The following is a 19,230-nucleotide window of genomic DNA, read 5'->3' as shown; positions in this document are numbered from 1 at the left end:
GACATGCCCCCCGAATGTAGTCAGTGCAAACAATGATGTCAATGCAAACATTGCGTGTTAGGCTGGCGGACGTGACCGAACCCGCCGGGCAGCGTCCCTACCACCACGGCAACCTCCGCAGTGCGATCCTCGACGCGGCCGCGCGCCAACTGCGCGAGCACGGGGCGGACCAGCTCTCACTCCGGGACCTGGCCAGGGAGGTCGGCGTGAGCCACGCCGCGCCGCGGCGGCACTTCGCCGACCGTCAGGCACTCCTCGACGCCCTGGCCGAGGCGGGGTTCGTCCGCCTGGGCGACGCGCTGCGCACCGCGCTGGCGGAGGCCGGGGACGCGTTCGACGTGCGTGTGCACAGAGCTGTGCTGGCCTTCACCCGTTTCGCCACCGAGAACGCCGCGCTGCTCGAACTGATGAACTCCGGCAAACACCGGCCGGGAGCCACGCGGCTCGTCGAGGCGGCCGAGGCCGCCTTCGGGCAGGTGAGCGAGCTGATCGAGGAGGGCCAGGAGCGCGGCGCGCTCGAACACGGCGACCCCGAGCGCATCGGGATCATCCTGTACGCGACCGTGCAGGGCATCGCGACGATGGTCAACGGCGGCATGATCGGTGCGGACAGGCTCGACGGGCTGGTCGAGACCGCGGTCGGGCAGTTCCTGCGGGGCGCCCGCCCCCGCGGCCGGTAGCCGCACCCGGCCCCGGCCGGGACGCGGCGACAAACAACCGCCCCGCACAAGACTTCCGCCGCGTTTTTGGCTGGTTCGGTGACTGTGCCGCCCGCGTCCGGGGAACCAGGATCGTCCCCGTGACCACATTCCTTCCCCTGGCCGAGAAGGCCCTTCGCCGCGAGAAGCCCAGCCGCGCCGAACTCCTCGGGGTTCTGAGCAGCTCCGACGACGACCTGATGGACCTGGTCGCCGCGGCCTTCCGCGTCCGACAGCGCTACTTCGAGCGCCGCGTCAAGCTCAACTACCTCGTGAACGTCAAGAGCGGACTGTGCCCGGAGGACTGCACCTACTGCTCCCAGCGCCTGGGCTCCGAGGCCGGGATCGTCAAGTACACCTGGCTCAAGGCCGACCAGACCCGCGAGGCCGTCTCCCATGGGGTGAGGGCGGGCGCCACCCGGGTCTGCCTGGTGGCCAGCGGGCGCGGACCCACCGACCGCGACGTGGAACGGCTCGCCCCCGTCATCGAGGGCATCAAGAGCGAGCACCCCGGCGTGGAGGTGTGCGCCTGCCTGGGCCTGCTCTCCGAGGGCCAGGCCGACCGGCTGCGCCTGGCCGGGGCCGACGCCTACAACCACAACCTCAACACCTCCGAGGAGCGCTACGCCGACATCTGCACCACCCACGAGTTCGCGGACCGGGTGGAGACCGTGACCAGGGCCAAGCACGCGGGGCTGTCCCCCTGCTCCGGGCTGATCGCGGGGATGCGGGAGAGCGACGACGACCTGGTCGACGCCCTGTTCGCGCTGCGCGAGCTGGAACCGGACTCGGTTCCGGTCAACTTCCTCATGCCCTTCGAGGGCACCCCGCTGGAGGGCACCTGGGAGCTGACCCCGCAGCGGTGCCTGCGCATCCTGGCCGCCGCCCGGTTCGTCTTCCCCGACGTGGAGGTGCGCCTGGCCGGCGGCCGCGAGATCCACCTGCGCTCCCTCCAGCCGCTGGCGCTGCACATCGCCAACTCGGTGTTCCTGGGCGACTACCTCACCAGCGAGGGGCAGGCGGGCCGGGCCGACCTGGAGATGATCGAGGACGCCGGTTTCACCGTGCAGGGCGCGGGCGAGCCCACCCTGCCCAGGGAGCGCCACGACCTGCTCAGGCCGCGCCGGAGGGGCGCCGGAACCGCTCTTCCGCCCAACGCCTGACACCGGCGCGGCCCGGGACGCGGCGCGCTCCGTCCCCGCGCGCCGCGCCGGCCCGTCCCGCTCAGGAGCGCGGGACGGGCTGCTCTCCGTTCCAGATGGGGATCTGCTGGTAGTTCTGGGCCGCCTCGGCGGCCAGCGCGTCCTCCTGCCGGTCGCGCACGCACTTGGCCAGGGTGAACGTGGACGTGATCACGTAGAGCAGGCCCAGGCCGAGGAAGGCCCGGATCCACAGGTCGACGGGGAGGTAGATGATCCCCGCGCCGACTCCGACCGACGCCGCGCCGAAGGACAGGGCGGACTGGAGGAAGAACTGCGGGCTGGACCGGGGCTGGGGGGTGTAGGGGTTCATGCGTCCATGCTGTCGGCTCCCCAGGCCGCGCGCCTGAGTACCGCTACTCAACTCCCCGCCGGACCCGCCCCCGGGCCCGGCCGGGTTCGGGCCGCTGCCCGCGCGGACGGGGTCAGGCGGGTGCCATGGGCCGGTCGGGCCGGAAGGGGGACAGGTCCACCCCGGGGTCCTCCCCCATGGCCAGCCGGGCCGCGACCAGCCCCTGGAAGGGTCCGAAGGTCAGCCCCTCACCGCCCAGCCCGGTCGCCACCACCACACCGGGCGCCCGCTCCACGGGCCCGAGCAGCTGCCGTCCGTCGTGCGTGCACGGCCGCAGGCCCACCCGCGTCTCCACCACCGTGGCGTCCGCCAGCCCGGGCAGCGCCTCGACCGCGGTGGAGAGGTTGTGCAGCAGCCCCGACGCCGTCACCCGCCGGTCGAACCCGGCCTCCGGCTCCCACGTGCCGCCGGTGACCACCCGGTCGGGGCCGAAGGCCGACACGAAGTACCCGCGCTCGCCGAACCGCACCACCGGCCAGGCGCGGGTGTCGCGCCCCGGCAGCGCGAAGTGCGTCACCTGCCCGCGCACCGGGTGCACGGGCAGGTCCACACCGGTGGACGCCAGCAGACCGGCCGACCACGCGCCCGCGGCCACCACGACCACGGACGCCTCCAGGGCCTCACCGCCCACGCGCACACCGCTCACCCGGCGGCCGTCCCACAGCAGGCGGCACTCCCCCTTGAAGTGGCGCAGTCCCCGCTCCTCGGCGGCGTTGAACAGGGCGGCCCGCGCCGCCGCTCCGTTCAACCGGGCCATGCCCTCCACGAACACCCCGCCGTAGGGTTCGGGCAGCAGCGGGAACCGCTCGCGCGGTCCGCCCGGGGCCAGGCGCTCCACCGCGCCCATCGTCGCGAACTCCGGGCGCTCCGACAGGTTGCGCAGCAGGTCGAACCCGGCGTCGTCGCCCTCCCGGTCCACGGACAGGCCCCCGACCACCTCGTAACCGGTGGCCTGTCCGTCCTCGGCCAGCTCGGCCATCAGCCGCGGGTAGTGCTCGGCCGCGCGGGCCTTGAAGTCCCACACCGGTGCCTCGTCCCACGGCAGCGGCCAGGGGAAGACCACCCCCAGCCCGGCGGCCGTGGCCCGCCCGGGGTGCGAGGCGTCCACCAGCGCGGTGGACACGCCCTTCCTGGCCAGGTGGAACGCCGCGCTCGTCCCCACGATCCCGCCGCCGACAATGATCACGTCCATGGCCACCAGCCTGCCCCCGCCAGCACCGGCGAACAAGCCGGAAGACCCGCGTGCCGCGTCCGGGAAACGGGTACGGGTGCGCGATAGGTTGTGCTCTTCCCAGATCCCGGCGCCGCACCCCTGGAGGACGTGTACGTGGACGGATACACCTACTACGGGGTCGCCCTGATGCGCCGCCCCGGCCCCGGCCTGGCACGGGGCGCCGCCCCCCGCACGGAGGTGGACCCGGTCCTGGCCGCACGCCAGTACACGATCTACCAGGAGGCCGTCGCCTCGGCCGGGTGGCGGGTATGCGAGGTCGAACCGGCGCCCGAGCACCCCGACGCGGTGTTCGTGGAGGACACCGTGGTGGTGTGCGAGGACCTGGCGGTCCTGACCCGTCCCGGCGCGCGGGAGCGCCGCGGCGAGGTGGAGGGGGTCGAGGCCTCCGTGCGCAGGCTCGGTCTGCGGGTGGCGCGCGTCGAGGCGCCCGGGACCCTGGACGGCGGTGACGTGCTCCAGGTGGGCCCGACCGTCTACGTGGGCGTGGGCGGGCGAACCGACGCCGAGGGCGCCGCCCAGCTCGAACAGCTGTTCAAGCCGCTGGGCCGGGAGGTCGTGCGCGTGGGCCTGGGCGCGGCGCCGCACCTGAAGTCGGTGGTGACCGCGCTGCCCGACGGCACGCTCGTGGGCCTGCCCGAGCTGGTGGAGGCCGACGCGCTGCCTCCCGTGCGCCGGGCGGCCGAGGAGCGGGGCGCGCACGTGCTGCCCCTGGGCGGGCGCGACGTACTGGTCAGCGCCGCCGCGCACGAGACGATCCACCAACTGAGCGCCGACCGGTGGCGGGTGCTGCCGGTGGACATCTCCGAGTTCGAGAAGCTGGAGGCGTGCGTGACCTGTCTGAGCGTCCTGGTCCCCGACCGGGCCTGAGAGGTCGGCGACCCGCCCCCTCCTGCGGGGAGGGCGGGTCCTCTGCCGTGGGCAGAACCGGAAACCGCGGCCCCCGCGCGGTCGTTGGCGGGATGCCAGAGACCGACGAAGTCCCGGGAGAACGATGAGCGCTGTCCGACTGATCCGCAGCCAGACCCTGACCGAGGCCGTGGACTACGCCTACGCCGCCACGGCCCAGGCCCCCGCGCGCGTGGTGTGGACCGCGGGCGCCTGCCCGCTCGACCAGGACGGCCGCACCGTCGCGGTCGGCGACTACTCGGGCCAGGCCGAGCAGGTCATGCGCAACCTGCGCACCGCGCTGAACGACGCCGGAGCCGACCTGGCCGACGTCGTCAAGACCACGGTCTACGTCGCCTCCAGCCGCCAGGAGGACCTGGTGGCGGTCTGGGAGGTGGTGCGCGCGCACATGGGCGGGCACGACGCGCCCAGCACCCTGCTCGGGGTGGCCGTGCTCGGCTACGACGACCAGCTGGTCGAGGTGGAGGCGGTCGCGGTGACCCACTGAGGCATCCCTCCCCCGGCCCGAGCATCCCGTCCGACCGGTCGGCGCCAGGAGTGGAGGACCGAAAGCGTCCTCCGCTCCTGGCACACTGCCGACATGAGAGCGACCTCCGCGCGCCTGCTGCGCCTGCTTTCCCTGCTCCAGACCCGCAAGGACTGGCCGGGCGGCGAACTCGCCGACCGTCTCCAGGTGAGTCCGCGCACCGTCCGCCGCGACGTGGACCGCCTCCGCGAGCTGGGCTACCCCATCCAGGCCACCATGGGCACCGGGGGCGGCTACCAGCTCGGCGCGGGCGCCGCCCTGCCGCCGCTGCTGCTGGACGACGACGAGGCCGTGGCGGTCGCGGTGGGACTGCGCACCGCCGCCCAGGGCGGTGTGTCGGGGATCGAGGAGACCTCGGTGCGCGCCCTGGCCAAGCTGTTGCAGGTGCTGCCCTCGCGGCTGCGGCGCCGGGTGGACGCTCTGGGCACCTTCACCGTTCCCATGCCCTCCGACGGGCCCACGGTGGACGCCGACGTGCTGGCGCTGGTGGCCGCCGCCTGCCGGGACAGCGAGCGGCTGCGCTTCGACTACGAGCGCCACGACGGCAGCGCCTCGCGCCGGGTGGTGGAGCCGCACCGGCTGGTCTCGCGCGGGCGGCGGTGGTACCTGGTGGCCTGGGACACCGAGCGCGACGACTGGCGCACCTTCCGGGTGGACCGGATGCGTCCGCTCACGCCGACCGGGCCGCGGGTGCCCCCGCGCGACCCGCCCGAGCAGGGCGTCGCGGCCTACCTGCGGGAGCGCATGGACGTGCACATGTGGCCCGTGCGGGCGCGGGTCAGGCTGTTCGTCCCGGCGGAGGAGGCCGAGCGCACGGCGGCGGGCTTCGGGCTGATCGAGCCGGTGGACGAGCGCTCGTGCGTGCTGGTGTGCTCCGGGGACTCGCTGTTCCACATGGCCTGCTACCTGGGCATGCTCGACATGGAGATGGAGGTGGAGGAGCCCGCCGAGCTGCGCGGGCACATGTCGCGCCTGTCGGAGAGGTTCGGCCGCGCGGCGGCCTCGGGCTGAGCCCGCGCGCTCAGAGCCGGTGGACCTCGGTCAGGTCGATGTCCACGGGGTAGGGGAACTCGACCTTGAGCCGGTCGTGGTGGATGCCGGTGGGCACATAACAGGCCTTGGCCGGGTCCAGCTCGTACACGTACACCACGGGCCCGCTGCCGTCCTCCTCAATCCGCCAGAAGTGGGGAATGACCGCTTCCGCGTACAGGAAGGGCTTGCGCTTGCGGTCCCGCTCCGCGGACGCCTGCGACACCACCTCGACCACCAGCGCCACCGCGTCCGCGGGGAAGGTGCTCTGCCGATCGTCCACGGCCCCGGCGTCCACGACCATGATGTCCGGCTCGGGGCGTTGGCGCGGTCCGAGCGTCACGGTCATCCCACGGCGCACACGGTAGTGAGCTGGAATCGTGTGGCGTAGACCGATGGTGAGCAGATCCAGTACGACGCTGTGGTACCCCTCCCGCGGTGCGGGGAGGACGATACTGCCGTCGATCAACTCCCTGTGCGGGGGAAGGCCTGTCAGCCGGTCCAGGTCCTCCGACCGAAAACCTTCGACGGGAGGGATCAGCCAGTCGGGCACGGGTGCGGAGGTCATACCTTCCTCGCTGTTCAACGGCTCCTTCGACGACCGGGAGCCTAGCTGTTGGAGCCCCGAGTCGGGCGGAGTTCGCCCGAACGCGCGCCAAAACCACTACTTTAGGGAGTCGTTTCTTTCCGGAGAGTAGTGAAAGTAGTGGTGCAGGTGACCGTCCACGACCACGGCCCCGAACTGCGCGACCTGAGCGCGCCGCCCACCGTCCGGGACCTGTGCCCCGGCTACCGCCTCGCCCGCTGGGACTCCCCGGCGGCCCTGTCCCCGCCCTGCCGCGAACGCCTGCACCGCGTCCTGCGCGATTTGGCCGCGCGGGCCTTCGGAGCCGACCACTCGTCCTACTGGCGCGCCCGGATCGACGCGGGCTTCTTCGACCAGGTCTCCTCCCTGGCGCTGATCCTGGGGCCGGACGGCTCCCCCGTCGGCTGGGGCGGCTACCACCGCCGCCGCTTCGCCTCCCGGCGCGCCGTGTACCTGGACGCGGCGGGCGTGGTCCCCGCCCACCGCCGCTCGGGCCTGTCCGCGGCCCTGATGATCCACTTCCTGACCCGCGAGGTCCTCGCCCACCCGCTGCGGACCACCTACGTCGTCCTGCGCACCCGCCACCCGGCCGTCTACGCCGCGTGGCGGCAGAGCCTGGGCGACGCGCGCGTCTTCCCCAACGAGCTCCGGCCCCTCCCCGCTCGGGTCCGGCGCGTCGCTGGCGAGGCCGCCGAGTGGCTGGGCGACGGGCCGAACCTGGACCCCGACACACTGCTCATCCACGACGCCTACCGCGTGTTCGACGGCCGGATCTACGGCACCCGGCCCCGCAGCGGCCACCTCGCGCTCGACGACTACTTCGCCCACGAGGTCGGCTCCCGCGACGCCCTGCTGATGGTGGTCCGCATGAGCCTGCCCGCCCTGGCACGGGCCACCGCGGCACGCCTGCTGCACGCGCGGCGGCGCCCGCAGGAGGCCGGGGATCTTCCCGCGGGCGCCGCCGAGTCCGAGCGTGGGACCGCTCCCAGGAAGGAGAGGCAGGGAGCGGCCGGGATCATGCCAGGGGCACGGCCTTGACCGTGGCCGGGCTGTAGACCAGGCCGCCCACGTCGCGGATCTGGTCCATGATCCGGGCCAGGCGCAGGCTCTCGGCCCAGGGCATGTCGGGGCTCTCCAGCTCACCGGCGGCCACGCACCGCGCGACCTCCTCGGCCTCGTACTCGTAGCCGTTGGCGCGGAAGGGGCGGGAGAAGGCCTCCGGCTCGTGGCCGTCGCGGTGCAGCACCACGTCGGTGGCCATCCAGAAGTTCGGGATCTCCAGCCGACCCTTCGTCCCGGCCAGCACCCCCCGGTTGGGCAGCGTGGTCTGCGAGGCGCACGACAGCGAGCCGGTGCCCCCGTTCTCGCCGCGCACGAGCACGGTGGTGGCGGTGTCCACCATCCGGTCGGGCGACAGGTGGCGGGTGGCGCCCACCACGGTCAGCTCGCCCAGGTGCTGGGAGGCGAAGGCCAGCGGGTACACGCCCAGATCGAGCAGGGCGCCGCCGCCCAGGCCGGCGTTGAAGAGGCGGTGGTCGGGGTCGTAGGGGGCGTTGAAGCCGAACTCGGCCGAGAGCCAGCGCACCTCGCCGATCGCGCCGTCCTCTACCAGGTCGCGGACCAGGCGGGAGGCGGGCAGGTAGCGCGTCCACATCGCCTCCATCAGGAAGAGGCCGCCCTCGCGGGCCGCCTCGGCCATCTGCGAGACCTGGAGGGCGTTCATCGCCATGGGCTTCTCGACCAGGACGTGTTTGCCCGCCCTGAGGCAGGTCAGGGTGTTGGGGTGGTGCCAGGGGTGGGGGGTGGCCACGTACACGGCGTCCACGTTCGGGCTCTGGGCCAGGTCCTCGTAGCTGCCGTGGCGTTCGGGGACGTCCCAGGCCCGGCCGAACTCCTCGGCGCGCTCGGGGGTGCGCGAGCCGACCGCGGTGAGCCGGGCGGTGGGGGTGGAGCCGAGCGCCTCGGCGAAGGAGTGGGCGATGCCGCCGGTCCCGAGCACGCCCCAGCGCAGTACGCCGTTTTCATCTGTCATGGGGGCATCCTAAAAAACAGGGTCCCGCCGGGGTGCGGGCGGGGAAGGTGCTCGGTTTCCGCGGCCGTGGACCGTACGGTGGCCAGGAGACGGGCGAGGACGCCCGCAGGCCACGAACGGAGGGGGATATGTCGGACAACCCAGGCACTCTCGCCCAGAGGCTCGGGGTGCGCCCCGGCGACCGGCTGCTCGTCCTCAACGCCCCCGAGCGCTACCTGCGGCTGCTGGAACCGCCCCCTGACATCCACATCGACCTGGGCCCCATCGAGGGCGCCGACTACGACGACGTGCACCTGTTCGCCCTGGACCGGGGCACCGTGGGCCGCGAGGCGCCCAGGGTCCTGGAGGCGGTGGGGCCGGACACCCGCCTGTGGGCGTGCTACCCCCGGCGCGGCGGCACCATCATCACCGACCTGGCTGCGGACCGGGGCTGGGACCCGCTCCTGGACTCGGGGTGGCGCGGTACCGCCCAGGTGCCGATCGACTCGGACTGGGCGGCACTGCGCTTCGAGCGCGCCGGAGCGGGCCGGTCTAGTCCGACGTGACGCTGAGCGCGCCGCTGACGGTGTCGGCCTGGATGCGGGCCTCCGCCTCCGGGGAGGTGTCCACGTCAACGCGGCGCTCCCCGGACGCGGACTCCCCGGTGACCTCGTAGACGCCCTCGGGGACCCGCACGTCGACCCCGCCGCTGACGCTCTCCAGGCTCAGCAGGTCGAAGGCCTCGTCGGTGGCGACCCCGATGCCCCCCGAGACCGTGGAGACCTGGGCCTCGGTGAAGCCGCCGCCCACCCGGACGTCGCCGCTGGTGGACTCGGCCACGACCGTGCGCGCGTCGAACCCGGACGCGTCCACGTCACCGGAGGTGCTCGCGGCCTGCAGGTGCTCCCCCGCCCCCTCGGCGGTGATCCGGCCGCTGGTGGTCTCCGCGACCACGGAGCCCTCCACTCCGGTCACGTCGATCGTGCCGCTGACGGACTCGGCGGTGACGTCTCCGCTGTTGCCGTCCACCCGCACCTCGCCGCTGGTGCTGACCAGTTCCAGCTCGCCGTCGACGTTCTCCACGCTGATCCGGCCGCCGACCGTCTCCACGGTCACCGCGGTCCCCACCGGGACCGCGACCTCGTAGTCGATCCGGCAGCCGTCGAAGAACGGCAGGCCCAGGCACTCGGCCTCCACCTGGAGGGCGCCGTCGTCCTCCTCGATGTCCTCCTCCGGTTCGGTGAGGGGTGTGCCGCGCAGGGTGCGGTCCACCTGTACCCGCTCGGCGCCGCCGGTGAGGACGACGTCGCCGCCGGTGCCGTTCTCGATCTCCAGGGCCTGGGGCGCGTCGTAGGCGTCGCTGCGGGTGCCGCGGTCCACTCCCACGTTGCCCAGGACCGAGAAGGCGGTCGCCACCACCACGCCCAGCACCAGCACCGCGCCCAGGAGCAGCCACGGACCCACGCGGAACCCGCGCGGCTCCTTGCTCGACGAGGCATACAGGCCCCGTGCCTTGAATGTCACTGTTCTTCCTTCCTCGTTGGGCTCGCGCCCCCTCTGGTGTCCGCGGTCAGTCCCGGTCCGCGCCGCGCAGGTAGCGCAGCACGGCCTGTACCCTGCGGTGGTCGTGATCGTCGTGGCCCAGGTCCAGCTTGGTGAAGATCGAGCGGATGTGCTTCTCCACGGCGCGTTCGGTGACGGTCAGCCGCGAGGCCACGCCCGCGTTGTTCAGCCCCTGCGCCATGAGCTCCAGCACCTCGGTCTCGCGCGGGGTGAGCCGGGCCAGGGCGTTGTCCCGCCGACGGCTGAGCAGCTGCGAGACCACCTCCGGGTCGATGGCGGCGCCTCCCCCGGCGACGCGGCGCAGCACGGTGAGGAACTCGTCGATGTCGGCGACCCGGTCCTTGAGCAGGTAGCCGACCCTGCTGGCCCCGCTGCCGAGCAGGTCGGCGGCGTAGCGGCTGACCACGTGCTGGGACAGCAGCAGCACCGCCACCCGCGGATACCTCCGGCGGATGGCGATACCCGCCTGGATGCCCTCCTCGGAGTAGGTGGGCGGCATACGGATGTCGACCAGGCACAGATCCACGTCGGGGTGCTCCTCCACCGCCCGCATCAACGCGTCGGCGTCGCCGACCTGCGCGACGATCTCCACCCCCGCGTCCTCCAACAGGCGTGCCATCCCGCTGCGCAGCAGCACCGAGTCCTCGGCGAGGACCACCCTGGGCCCCCTCTCCGCGGGCTGGACGGGGTTCGCACCGGTGTACACGGTCATGCCTCCCAAGGGATGTCGGCGGTCAGGACGGTGCCCTCACCGGCCGGGCTGTGGATGGTCAGGACGCCGTCGACCGCGTCCACGCGGTCCCACAGGCCGTTCAGGCCCGTGCCCGCCCGTGGAGCGGCCCCTCCGGAGCCGTCGTCGGTGACGGTGAGCCGCAGCAGGTCGCCGCCGCCGCGCGCGGGGCGGGGCACCCGCTCCGCGGCCACGGTGACCCCGGTGGCGCCGGAGTGCTTGGCGACGTTGTTCAGCGCCTCGCAGGCCACGTAGTAGGCCACTCCCTCGGCGCGCGGGGAGGGGCGTTCCGCCAACTCGACGTCCACCCGCACGGGGACCGGGGCGCGTCCGGCGGCCACGGGCAGGGCCGCGCCCAGTCCGTGGTCGGTCAGGACCCGGGGGTGGAGCCCGCGCGCCACCTGGCGCAGTTCGTCCATGACCTCCCGGGACTCGCGCTGGGCCTCGGTGATCAGTTCCAGTGCCGTTTCGGGGTCGGTGGCCACGCGCGAGCGCGCCCGGGTCAGGGTCATGGTCAGGGCGAGCAGGCGCTGCTGGGCGCCGTCGTGCAGGTCGCGTTCGATGCGGCGGCGCTCGGCCTCGGCGGCGTCGACCATGCGCAGGCGGCTGTCCTGGACGTGGAGCAGGCGGCGGCGGATGCGCACCTCGGGCGCCTCGAACAGCAGCCTGCGGTGCAGCAGGACCTCGGTGGCGACCACGTAGGGGGCCAGACGCAGGCCCACGAGGGCGCACAGCGGCCCTAACACGACAAGGACCAGGGGGCCGACCAGGTCGCCCGGGGAGCCCATCACCAGCACGAACACGATCCCCATCAGGGCTCCCACGACCGACGCCCCGCCGCACACCACCAGCGCCACCACCACGCCCCCGGCCAGGAGGCCGTGGATCCCGGCGGCGGTGCTGTAGACGACCGCCGACCACGCGTCGCGGCCGAACACGAACCGCCAGGCGCGCACGAGCGGCTTGTCGTGGGCCAGGGGGTCGGGCGGGCTGGTCTCCACGATCCCGAACACGTTGTCCAGCCGGTTGCGCTGGACCCGGCAGGACAGGCGGGCCAGCAGGGTCGCCAGGGCCGGGAGGCCGACCAGGAAGGCGAGCGAGTCCGAGAGCATCCGATCGGGGACGAGCCGGGACACCTCGGGCAGCCAGGGGCCGGAGACCGCGAAGCCGATCCAGGTGGCCGAGACCACCAGCATGAACGCGGGCACCAGGTAGCACAGGGCCAGGGCCAGCGAGGTCATCAGGTGCAGGACCTCCACCACGCGCACGCGCCAACCGGACCCGTAGGCTTCGGCCACGCGGGGCAGGGCGGCGAGGGCGGTGAGGAAACCCCCTCTCCCGCCGTTCCTGGCGCTGGTGCGCGTGCTCTGACCGGTCACGCGACCAATCTAGGTTCGGCGGCCCCGGAGCACGAACCCAACAGCACGTGGAGTGCCGGTGGTGCTGGCACCACTCGGGCGTTTCCGGGTACGGGGAAGGACGGGTGCGGGGTGGGCGGAGCGGGGACGACGGCGGTGCGGCCGGTCCTGGCGGAGGTCGGCCGGGTCAACACGCTGTTCGCCGTGGAGGCGGCCCCTCCCGGCACGGGGTGGCTGCCGTTGGGAGGCGGCGGGGCTCTGGAGCCCCGCGTTCTCGCGGCCGAGGTGGAGCGGACGCGGAACCGCCTGGCGGAACTGGCGGGGCGGCCGGATGCGGTGGTGGAGTGGCGGGTGGCGGCGTCGGTGTTCCAGCAGGGGCTGGCGACGCGGCTGCTGTCGCCGGTGCTGGCGGCCGGACTGTGCCACGGGGTGCTGGTGGACGCGGCGCGGTTCCACTGGGACCCGCACCGGGAGGGGCCGGTGGTGCTGCGCACCTCGCAGGAGGAGGCCGCGGCGGTGACCGGGGGGACGGCGGAACTGGCCGACTGGGTCGAGCGCACCGTGGTCCTCGGTGTCCTGGCCCGTGCGGCGCGGGGCCTGGCCGGGGCGGGCGGGGTGGCGCCGGGGCTGCTGCGGGGCAACACCGCCGCCGCCCTGGCCGGGGCCGTGCGCGCCCTGGGCGCGGACCGGCCCGCGGTGCGCGCGCGGGCCGGGGAGGTGGCCGATGACCTGCTGGGACGCCCCTCCCTGGCCGGGACGGGCGGTTACACGGGAGTGGACGCCTCCGGGCTGGGGGTGTTCCGGCGCACCACGTGCTGCCTGTACTACCGGCTGCCGGGCGCGGGGTACTGCGGGGACTGCGCCCTGCGCCGCTGAGTGATCCACACCCGCCCCCTTCTGTGCTTCGCCGCCCCTCACCCCGGGTAGCTGCGCCCCTGGGAGAAGGTCGGCGAGGGCACCGGTGGGAGGAAACAGTGACGGGTCGGGACAGGGCGGGCGCGGGCGGATCCGTGGCCCGCGCACGCGCGTGGGTGAGCCGCGCGGTGGGTTCGGACGGACACGAACGGCACACGGCGCTGTCCATCGGCAAGAGCGCCCTGGCCGCATCGTTGGCGTGGTTCGTCGCGCAGCACCTGATGCAGGCCAGTTCTCCGGCCTTCGCCCCCTTCACCGCGGTCCTGATGATGCAGGTCACCGTCTACCAGTCGGTGGTCCAGTCGCTGCGTTACGTGGGCGCGGTGGCGCTGGGTATCACGGTGCAGGCCGTCCTGGGCTTCGCCGCGGGCCCGGACATGCTGACCTTCGTCGTGGTCACCCTCATCGCCCTGGTCATCGGCCGGTGGAGGCCCCTGGGCAGCCAGGGCTCCCAGGTGGTCACGGCCGCGTTCTTCGCCTTCTCCACCTTCCTGACCTCCCAGGGCTACACCGGGCGCCTGGTGGACCTCTCCCAGATCCTGTTGCTGGTGCTCATCGGTTGCGCCATCGGCACCGCGGTCAATGTCCTCGTGCTGCCTCCCATGCGCTTTCGCAGCGCGGAGTACGCCATCCGCTCCCTCGCGCACTCCGAGTGCGACCTGATCGGGGACATCCGGCGCGGGATGGAACGGGGGGACCTGACCGAGGACGAGGCCGAGGACTGGCGGCGGCGGGCCCACCGGCTCGCGTCGACCGTCCAGCAGACGCGTTCGGCGGTGGACACCGCCTGGGAGAGCGTCTACCTCAACCCGGCCAGACTCCTGCGCAGACACCGCCACAACGTCGCCTTCGAGGGCTACCAGCAGCTGGTCGACGCCCTGGAGCGCACCACCCACCAGCTGGGCTCCCTGGCCCGCAGCATCCACCTTTGGAGCCGTGACGATGAGCGCTCCGTCCACCAGGACTTCCTGCGCCTGTACGGGGACTTCCTCGCCTCGGTCGCCGAGATCACCCGCGAGCTCAGCGGGCTGGACCAGGACCGGCTCGGCCCCCAGGCCCGGAGGCTGTGCCGACTCGCGGAGCAGGCCCGAGAGCACTACGACGACCTCGTACGGGCCAAGGAGGAAGAGGACTCCCCGCCCTTCGACGACCTCCGGCTGCCCTACGGCGTGCTTCTGATCGAGGCGCAGCGGCTCATGGACGAGTTCCAGTACAGCTGCGACGTGATCCTGAACTACGTGGACCGCCCCGGCCCCGCCGACGGGTCCGGCGGCGCCCGCCACATCTGACCGCGGCCGTGCCCCCTTCCGGGGCCGCCTGTCACGCGGCGGCCCCGGAAGGGCGGTGGCACCGGTCAGGCGCGGCCGGACCGCCAGGCGGACAGGGCCACACCGGCGGCGGCCAGCAGGACGCCGACGGTCGCCCAGGAGAAGGCGGTGCGGTAGCCCTCGACGGAGGCGGCCACGTCGCCGGACGCCCCCGCGGCGACCGCCGCGCCCACGAGGACGGCCATGCCGGTGGCCCCGCCGAGCTGGTCGACCGAGCGCTGGACGCCGGAGGCGACCCCCGCGTCGGCCTCGGTCACCCCGTGCAGGGCGGCGTTCTGCAGGGCGATCAGGCCGACGCCCATGCCGACGCCGACCAGGAGCATGCCCGGCATAGCGTCGGTCCACAGACTGCCGTCCACCGGCAGCCGCGACAGCCACGCGGTTCCGGCCGCGGCCGACAGCAGGCCCGCGATCGCCGCCCCGGACAGGCCCAGGGCGCCGATGATCCGGCCGACCACGGTCGCCGAGACCAGGATCGCCGCGCAGAACGGCACGTACGCCAGCCCCGCCTGTATGGGGCTCATCCCCAGCACGTGCTGGAGGTAGAGCGTCACCAGCAGGAAGGAGGTCGACAGCGCCGCGCTGAGCAGCACCGTCGCCCCGTTGGCGACCAGCCTGGTGCGGTCGGCGAAGAAGGACAGCGGCACCAGCGGGTTGCGCGACCTGGCCTCGACCAGGACGAACAGCCCCGTCGCCGCGACACCCGCGAGCACGGGGACGTACACCCGCGGCTCCGTCCACGGGTGCTCCGCCGCCTGGAGCACCCCGTGCACCAGGGCCAGCGGACCGGCCGTCAGCAGCAACCCGCCCAGCACGTCGGGACGGCGCCGTGCGGCGCCGGTCCCGGCGGCCGTGGCCTGGGCCCCCGGCGCCGCGCCGCGGACGCGGTCGGGCGCGACCAGCAGCGGGACCGCGACCAGGACCACGGCGACCACGGGCAGGTTGACCAGGAAGATCCACCGCCAGTGCAGCAGCTCGGTGATCACGCCGGACAGCAGCACCCCGCCCACCAGGCCGGAGCTGGAGATGGCGCCCCAGACGCCGAGGGCCCTGGCGCGTTCCTGGGGGTCGGGGAAGAGCATCGCGATCAGCGACATGGCCGCCGGGGAGGCCAGCGCCTCACCGGCCCCCTGCCCGAAGCGGGCGGCCAGGAGCCAGGGCAGGTCCGGCGCCGCGCCCGCGACGAGCGAGGCCGCGCCGAACAGGGCGGCGCCCAGGAGCAGCATGCGCCGCCGCCCCAGCAGGTCGCACACGCGCCCGCCGAGCAGCAGCAGGCCGCCGCCGACTAGCGTGTAACCGGCGACGACCCAGGTCAGGCCCTGCGGACCGGCGTCCAGGTCGGCGCCGATGGAGGGCAGGGCGATGTTGACGACCGTGACGTCCACGGCGATGAGGAACTGGAGCATCGACACCGCCGCCAGCGCCCACCAACGGCGGGCAGCGGTGAGGTGTTCCCGGCGGCCTGAGCGCGCGTCGGGAGTTCGGAAGGAGTTCATGATGGCCGATCGGGTCGGACCCGCGTCGGGGCGGGCCGGGAAACGGAAGGGAAGCCGTTCCGCCCGCGCGGTACGCCGAACAGGCCCCGCCCGTCCTCCCGGGACGGGACGCGGCGCGCGGCGGGCGGCGGGCGCGGACGCCCGCCTAGTCCGTGACTGCGACTGCCATCATGCGCGGCAGTCTAGACCCTGCCGCCGGGTCGGCGCACCGGAAATACCCGGCCGCTCCGTGTGCCGCCCCGGGCCGGTGCGCTCGACACGCGTCCCCGCCATGGGGCTCCCCCTGCCCGGGCCCGGCGCGCCGACCGGAGCCCTCCACGGGGAGGGTGGCTCCGCGCCCCCGAAAACGGGTGGACGGGCGGCGGCTCCCCCGCCAGGGTGTTCGGATGACCACACCGCCCCTGCCGCCCCTGTACCGCGACGCCGACTTCAACGGCCCGCTCTCGGACGCCCACGCCGCCAGGCTCATCCGGGACCTGGACTCCCTGGAGGGCAGGCGGATCGTCGACATCGGCTGCGGCTGGGCCGAACTGCTGCTGTGTGCCCTGGCCAGCGAGCCGACCGCCACCGGGTTCGGTATCGACCTCGGTGAGGAGGCCGTGGAGCACGGGCGCGCCAACGCCCGGGCCCGGGGCCTGGCGGACCGCGTCGAACTCACGGTCGGCGACGTGGGCGCCTGGTCCGGTACGCACGCGGACGTGGTGGTCAACAACGGCGCCAGCCACGTGTGGGGCGGCGACCCGGTGACGCACACCGTCAACGCCCTGGAGGCGGTCGCCGACCTGCTCCGGCCCGGCGGCCGGTTCCTGTTCGGTGAGTGCTTCTGGCTGCGCGAGCCGACGCCCGCGGAGCTGGAGGCCATGACCGACATCCCGCGCGCCCAGTACCGGTCGCTGCCCGACCTGGTGGACCTCGCCCTCTCCCACGGCTTCCGGCTGCGGGCGCTGTCGCAGGCCACCCTGGAGGAGTGGGACGACTTCGAGTCCCGGCACGCCCGGGGGCGGGAGGAGTGGCTGGAGCGCAACCCCGACTCCCTCGACGCCGACGAGGTCCGGGCCAGGGCGGACCGGTACCGGAACTTCTGGCTGCGCGGCACCCGGGAGACGCTCGGCTTCGCCTACCTGTCCCTGGCCCGGGTCTGAGACCGGACGGGGCCGTCCGCGCCGCCGTCTCCCGGCGCGGACGGCCGCCGCGGGTCAGGCCGCGTCCGCGGCCCGCCGGATCTCGGGCAGGTCGATCCGGCCCATCTTGAGCATGGCCTGCATGGCGCGTCCGGCCCGGCCGGGGTCGGGGTCGGCCAGCAGGTCGTCCAGCTCGGCCGGGAAGACCTGCCAGGAGAAGCCGTATCGGTCCTTGAGCCAGCCGCACTGGCCCTCCTCGCCCCCCTCGCTGAGCCTGGACCAGTAGTGGTCGGACTCCTCCTGGCTGTCGCAGACCACCTGGAGGGAGACCGCCTCGGAGAAGGTGAACTCCGGGCCGCCGTTGAGCGCGGTGATCTGCTGTCCGTCGATCTCGAAGTCCACGGTCAGCACCATGTCGGCGGGCCGGGGCCCCTCGGGGCCGAAGTGCCGGACCCGCAGGATGCGCGAGTTGTCGAACAGGCCCACGTAGAAGCGGGCCGCCTCCTCGGCGCGGGTGTCGAACCACAGGCAGGGGGTGATCTTGTTCAGCCGTGTCATGATCTGGTCCTCTCGGTGTGCGGCGCGGCCCTGCGCGCGTCCGCCCTACCCGTGATGACGCGTCCGGGCGGCGGAAATCATCGGCCCGTGCGGGGGTTTTCCCAGGAGTTTCGCCCCTCTCGCCCGTTCCGCGGCCGGTTGCCTCCGTGGCCCGGGGAGGAACCCCTCCTAAGAGGGCATTCTCTTCTTTGTCTCATATGATGAGAATAGAATCTCATTTACAGAGATGTCGGTGTAGGGTCCGAGGTGTTCGCTCCCGCCCGCGACCCACGAGAGGGCGTTCGATGACGCGCTACACCCACGGCCAGCACCCCACGGTCACCGACTCCTACCGCTGGCGCGACGCGGAGAACTCCGCCGCCTACGCCCTGGACCGGATGGTCCCCGGCCGCTCGCTGCTGGACGTGGGCTGCGGCCCGGGCAGCATCACCGCCGACCTCGCCCGCAGGGTCGCCCCGGGGAGGGTCACCGCCGTGGACGCCTCGGCCGAGGCCGTCGAACTGGCCCGCGCCAGCGCGAGGGAGGCCGGGGCCGACAACATCGACTTCCGGGTCGGCGACGTCCACGACTTGGACCTGCCCGACGACTCCTTCGACGTCGTCCACGCCCACCAGGTCCTCCAGCACGTGGCCGACCCGGTCCGGGCCCTGGCCGAGATGCGCCGCGTGGCCAGGCCGGGCGGGGTCGTGGCCGCCTGCGACAGCGACTACTCCGCGATGTACTGGTACCCGCGCCTGCCCGAACTGGACGCGTGGATGGACCTGTACCAGCGTGTGGCGCGCGCCAACGGCGGCGAGCCAGACGCGGGGCGGCGCATGGCCTCCTGGGCCCGCGAGGCCGGGTTCGAGGACGTCACCTACGTGGCCGAGGTGTGGAACCACTCCTCCCCCGAGCGCCGCGCCTGGTGGGGCGGCATGTGGTCCCGGCGCATCCTGGAGTCGGACATGGGCCGCCAGGCGGTCGCGGAGGGCCACGCCACCCGGGAGGAGCTGGAGCGCATATCGGCGGGCTGGACGGCCTGGAGCCAGGACCCCGACGGGGTGTTCGTGATCCCGCGCGGCGCGATCCTGTGCCGGGCCTAACTCGCGACAAGCCCCCGTGCCGACACCGCCGCCGGTCGTTGGCGGTGCGCGGCGCGGCGATCTATCTTCGACGTGTCTCGGAGAGTGGACGCCCGCGCAGTCACCGCTGGAAGGAGCACCATGTCCGACCTGCCGATCGGCTACTGGCTCAAGCACCTGGACCGGCTCATCGAGAACGACCTGGACCGGACCCTGGCCGCGGAGTCGCTGGGGCGCCGCCACTGGCAGGTGCTCAACTCCCTGCACACCGAACCGGGCACGATCGCCGACCTGGACCGCAGGCTCGCCGCGTTCCTGGACGAGGACGAGTACAGCGTCACCCCGGTGGTCGAGGAGCTGCGTCGGCGCGGCTGGGTGGAGGGCCTGGTCTCCCTGAACCTCAGCGCGGCGGGAGAGGCCGCGCACGAGGCCCTCTTCGCCAGGGTCGACGAGGCCCGCCGCCGTATCTCGCGGGGGATCAGCGCCGAGGAGTACCGCACCGCGGTCGACGTGCTGGAGCGGATGTCGGCCAACCTCGAACAGGGCTGACGCGGCCGCC

At 73.6% G+C, this 19,230-nt stretch carries 21 protein-coding genes; 12 read left to right on the top strand and 9 right to left on the bottom strand.

Annotated elements, in window-relative coordinates:
• Positions 1 to 71: 71 nt before the first annotated feature.
• A complete protein-coding gene (locus tag AC0VX6_RS14220) occupies positions 72 to 680 on the top strand; it encodes a TetR/AcrR family transcriptional regulator (RefSeq protein WP_274973191.1) in 609 nt (202 codons plus the stop codon).
• A gap of 119 nt (positions 681 to 799) precedes the next feature.
• The gene (bioB, locus tag AC0VX6_RS14215) at positions 800 to 1,861 is read left to right on the top strand and encodes a biotin synthase BioB (protein ID WP_475469131.1); all 1,062 of its coding nucleotides are present in this window, start codon (positions 800 to 802) and stop codon (positions 1,859 to 1,861) included.
• 61 nt (positions 1,862 to 1,922) lie between these two features.
• Here bioB and AC0VX6_RS14210 read toward each other — a convergent pair whose 3' ends face one another.
• Together AC0VX6_RS14210 and AC0VX6_RS14205 are read right to left on the bottom strand one after the other, a co-directional pair.
• The gene (locus tag AC0VX6_RS14210) at positions 1,923 to 2,210 is read right to left on the bottom strand and encodes a YiaA/YiaB family inner membrane protein (protein WP_047869550.1); all 288 of its coding nucleotides are present in this window, start codon (positions 2,208 to 2,210) and stop codon (positions 1,923 to 1,925) included.
• 112 nt (positions 2,211 to 2,322) lie between these two features.
• Positions 2,323 to 3,441, bottom strand: a complete 1,119-nt coding sequence (locus AC0VX6_RS14205) for an NAD(P)/FAD-dependent oxidoreductase (protein ID WP_274973189.1) — start codon at positions 3,439 to 3,441, stop codon at positions 2,323 to 2,325.
• Positions 3,442 to 3,576: 135 nt separating this feature from the next.
• Here AC0VX6_RS14205 and AC0VX6_RS14200 point away from each other — a divergent pair, with 135 nt between their 5' ends.
• From AC0VX6_RS14200 to AC0VX6_RS14190, 3 genes are all read left to right on the top strand, one after another.
• Positions 3,577 to 4,350: a dimethylarginine dimethylaminohydrolase family protein gene (locus AC0VX6_RS14200; RefSeq protein ID WP_475469347.1), complete on the top strand. Its 774-nt coding sequence runs from the start codon at positions 3,577 to 3,579 to the stop codon at positions 4,348 to 4,350.
• A gap of 124 nt (positions 4,351 to 4,474) precedes the next feature.
• Positions 4,475 to 4,876, top strand: a complete 402-nt coding sequence (locus AC0VX6_RS14195) for a RidA family protein (protein ID WP_274973188.1) — start codon at positions 4,475 to 4,477, stop codon at positions 4,874 to 4,876.
• A 93-nt stretch (positions 4,877 to 4,969) separates the two neighbouring features.
• The gene (locus AC0VX6_RS14190) at positions 4,970 to 5,926 is read left to right on the top strand and encodes a helix-turn-helix transcriptional regulator (RefSeq protein ID WP_475469129.1); all 957 of its coding nucleotides are present in this window, start codon (positions 4,970 to 4,972) and stop codon (positions 5,924 to 5,926) included.
• Positions 5,927 to 5,936: 10 nt separating this feature from the next.
• Here the strand turns inward: AC0VX6_RS14190 and AC0VX6_RS14185 are convergent, their stop codons facing one another.
• Positions 5,937 to 6,512, bottom strand: a complete 576-nt coding sequence (locus AC0VX6_RS14185) for a Uma2 family endonuclease (protein ID WP_475469128.1) — start codon at positions 6,510 to 6,512, stop codon at positions 5,937 to 5,939.
• A gap of 138 nt (positions 6,513 to 6,650) precedes the next feature.
• Between AC0VX6_RS14185 and AC0VX6_RS14180 the strand changes: the two genes are divergently transcribed.
• Positions 6,651 to 7,568, top strand: coding sequence for a GNAT family N-acetyltransferase (locus tag AC0VX6_RS14180; RefSeq protein ID WP_274978145.1), 918 nt, complete (start codon positions 6,651 to 6,653; stop codon positions 7,566 to 7,568).
• Here the strand turns inward: AC0VX6_RS14180 and AC0VX6_RS14175 are convergent.
• Positions 7,546 to 8,562, bottom strand: a complete 1,017-nt coding sequence (locus tag AC0VX6_RS14175; RefSeq protein ID WP_274978004.1) for a Gfo/Idh/MocA family protein — start codon at positions 8,560 to 8,562, stop codon at positions 7,546 to 7,548. The genes AC0VX6_RS14180 and AC0VX6_RS14175 overlap by 23 nt on opposite strands.
• A gap of 128 nt (positions 8,563 to 8,690) precedes the next feature.
• Between AC0VX6_RS14175 and AC0VX6_RS14170 the strand changes: the two genes are divergently transcribed.
• On the top strand, positions 8,691 to 9,107 hold the full coding sequence (locus tag AC0VX6_RS14170; RefSeq protein WP_274978003.1) for a hypothetical protein: 417 nt from the start codon (positions 8,691 to 8,693) through the stop codon (positions 9,105 to 9,107).
• Here the strand turns inward: AC0VX6_RS14170 and AC0VX6_RS14165 are convergent.
• The 3 genes from AC0VX6_RS14165 to AC0VX6_RS14155 are packed head-to-tail and all read right to left on the bottom strand — an operon-like array spanning position 9,094 to position 12,132.
• On the bottom strand, positions 9,094 to 10,065 hold the full coding sequence (locus AC0VX6_RS14165; protein WP_274978002.1) for a DUF4097 family beta strand repeat-containing protein: 972 nt from the start codon (positions 10,063 to 10,065) through the stop codon (positions 9,094 to 9,096). The two genes, AC0VX6_RS14170 and AC0VX6_RS14165, sit on opposite strands and share 14 nt — an antisense overlap.
• Before the next feature lie 46 nt (positions 10,066 to 10,111).
• Entirely contained in the window at positions 10,112 to 10,816 is a 705-nt protein-coding gene (locus AC0VX6_RS14160; protein WP_475469124.1) for a response regulator transcription factor, read from the bottom strand.
• Positions 10,813 to 12,132, bottom strand: a complete 1,320-nt coding sequence (locus tag AC0VX6_RS14155) for a sensor histidine kinase (RefSeq protein ID WP_368045837.1) — start codon at positions 12,130 to 12,132, stop codon at positions 10,813 to 10,815. Before AC0VX6_RS14155 ends, AC0VX6_RS14160 begins: the two co-directional genes overlap by 4 nt.
• A gap of 192 nt (positions 12,133 to 12,324) precedes the next feature.
• On the opposite strand from AC0VX6_RS14155, the gene AC0VX6_RS14150 reads away from it, so the two are divergent.
• Together AC0VX6_RS14150 and AC0VX6_RS14145 are read left to right on the top strand one after the other, a co-directional pair.
• The gene (locus AC0VX6_RS14150; RefSeq protein WP_475469122.1) at positions 12,325 to 13,068 is read left to right on the top strand and encodes a (2Fe-2S)-binding protein; all 744 of its coding nucleotides are present in this window, start codon (positions 12,325 to 12,327) and stop codon (positions 13,066 to 13,068) included.
• Positions 13,069 to 13,235: 167 nt separating this feature from the next.
• Positions 13,236 to 14,396, top strand: coding sequence for an FUSC family protein (locus tag AC0VX6_RS14145; RefSeq protein WP_274977998.1), 1,161 nt, complete (start codon positions 13,236 to 13,238; stop codon positions 14,394 to 14,396).
• Between the two features lie 65 nt (positions 14,397 to 14,461).
• On the opposite strand, the gene AC0VX6_RS14140 is transcribed toward AC0VX6_RS14145, so the two are convergent.
• On the bottom strand, positions 14,462 to 15,931 hold the full coding sequence (locus tag AC0VX6_RS14140) for an MFS transporter (protein WP_475469120.1): 1,470 nt from the start codon (positions 15,929 to 15,931) through the stop codon (positions 14,462 to 14,464).
• Positions 15,932 to 16,317: 386 nt separating this feature from the next.
• On the opposite strand from AC0VX6_RS14140, the gene AC0VX6_RS14135 reads away from it, so the two are divergent.
• On the top strand, positions 16,318 to 17,073 hold the full coding sequence (locus AC0VX6_RS14135) for an SAM-dependent methyltransferase (protein WP_475469118.1): 756 nt from the start codon (positions 16,318 to 16,320) through the stop codon (positions 17,071 to 17,073).
• A 54-nt stretch (positions 17,074 to 17,127) separates the two neighbouring features.
• Here AC0VX6_RS14135 and AC0VX6_RS14130 read toward each other — a convergent pair whose 3' ends face one another.
• On the bottom strand, positions 17,128 to 17,610 hold the full coding sequence (locus AC0VX6_RS14130; protein WP_274977995.1) for a VOC family protein: 483 nt from the start codon (positions 17,608 to 17,610) through the stop codon (positions 17,128 to 17,130).
• A gap of 284 nt (positions 17,611 to 17,894) precedes the next feature.
• Between AC0VX6_RS14130 and AC0VX6_RS14125 the strand changes: the two genes are divergently transcribed.
• Positions 17,895 to 18,692 carry a class I SAM-dependent methyltransferase gene (locus AC0VX6_RS14125; RefSeq protein ID WP_274977994.1) on the top strand — a complete coding sequence of 266 codons (798 nt, stop codon included), beginning with the start codon at positions 17,895 to 17,897 and terminating at the stop codon, positions 18,690 to 18,692.
• A 120-nt stretch (positions 18,693 to 18,812) separates the two neighbouring features.
• Positions 18,813 to 19,220 (top strand): MarR family winged helix-turn-helix transcriptional regulator, encoded by a 408-nt coding sequence (locus AC0VX6_RS14120; RefSeq protein ID WP_274977993.1) that lies wholly within the window; start codon positions 18,813 to 18,815, stop codon positions 19,218 to 19,220.
• Positions 19,221 to 19,230 lie beyond the last annotated feature (10 nt).

It is taken from the genome of Nocardiopsis sp. iso_25 (genome assembly GCF_056173305.1).
The sequence above is the reverse complement of the archived record's forward strand: the minus strand, read 5'-3'. Positions and strand labels throughout refer to the sequence as shown.

What these genes read in the sequence shown, in the direction of transcription:
- AC0VX6_RS14195 (WP_274973188.1), top strand. Translation starts at nt 4,475, where the DNA reads ATGAGCGCTGTCCGACTGATCCGCAGCCAGACCCTGACCGAGGCCGTG.
- AC0VX6_RS14125 (WP_274977994.1), top strand. Translation starts at nt 17,895, where the DNA reads ATGACGCGCTACACCCACGGCCAGCACCCCACGGTCACCGACTCCTAC.
- AC0VX6_RS14140 (WP_475469120.1), bottom strand. Translation starts at nt 15,931, where the DNA reads ATGAACTCCTTCCGAACTCCCGACGCGCGCTCAGGCCGCCGGGAACAC.
- AC0VX6_RS14135 (WP_475469118.1), top strand. Translation starts at nt 16,318, where the DNA reads ATGACCACACCGCCCCTGCCGCCCCTGTACCGCGACGCCGACTTCAAC.
- AC0VX6_RS14185 (WP_475469128.1), bottom strand. Translation starts at nt 6,512, where the DNA reads ATGACCTCCGCACCCGTGCCCGACTGGCTGATCCCTCCCGTCGAAGGT.
- AC0VX6_RS14210 (WP_047869550.1), bottom strand. Translation starts at nt 2,210, where the DNA reads ATGAACCCCTACACCCCCCAGCCCCGGTCCAGCCCGCAGTTCTTCCTC.
- AC0VX6_RS14170 (WP_274978003.1), top strand. Translation starts at nt 8,691, where the DNA reads ATGTCGGACAACCCAGGCACTCTCGCCCAGAGGCTCGGGGTGCGCCCC.
- AC0VX6_RS14160 (WP_475469124.1), bottom strand. Translation starts at nt 10,816, where the DNA reads ATGACCGTGTACACCGGTGCGAACCCCGTCCAGCCCGCGGAGAGGGGG.
- AC0VX6_RS14130 (WP_274977995.1), bottom strand. Translation starts at nt 17,610, where the DNA reads ATGACACGGCTGAACAAGATCACCCCCTGCCTGTGGTTCGACACCCGC.
- AC0VX6_RS14120 (WP_274977993.1), top strand. Translation starts at nt 18,813, where the DNA reads ATGTCCGACCTGCCGATCGGCTACTGGCTCAAGCACCTGGACCGGCTC.
- AC0VX6_RS14175 (WP_274978004.1), bottom strand. Translation starts at nt 8,562, where the DNA reads ATGACAGATGAAAACGGCGTACTGCGCTGGGGCGTGCTCGGGACCGGC.
- AC0VX6_RS14205 (WP_274973189.1), bottom strand. Translation starts at nt 3,441, where the DNA reads ATGGACGTGATCATTGTCGGCGGCGGGATCGTGGGGACGAGCGCGGCG.
- AC0VX6_RS14190 (WP_475469129.1), top strand. Translation starts at nt 4,970, where the DNA reads ATGAGAGCGACCTCCGCGCGCCTGCTGCGCCTGCTTTCCCTGCTCCAG.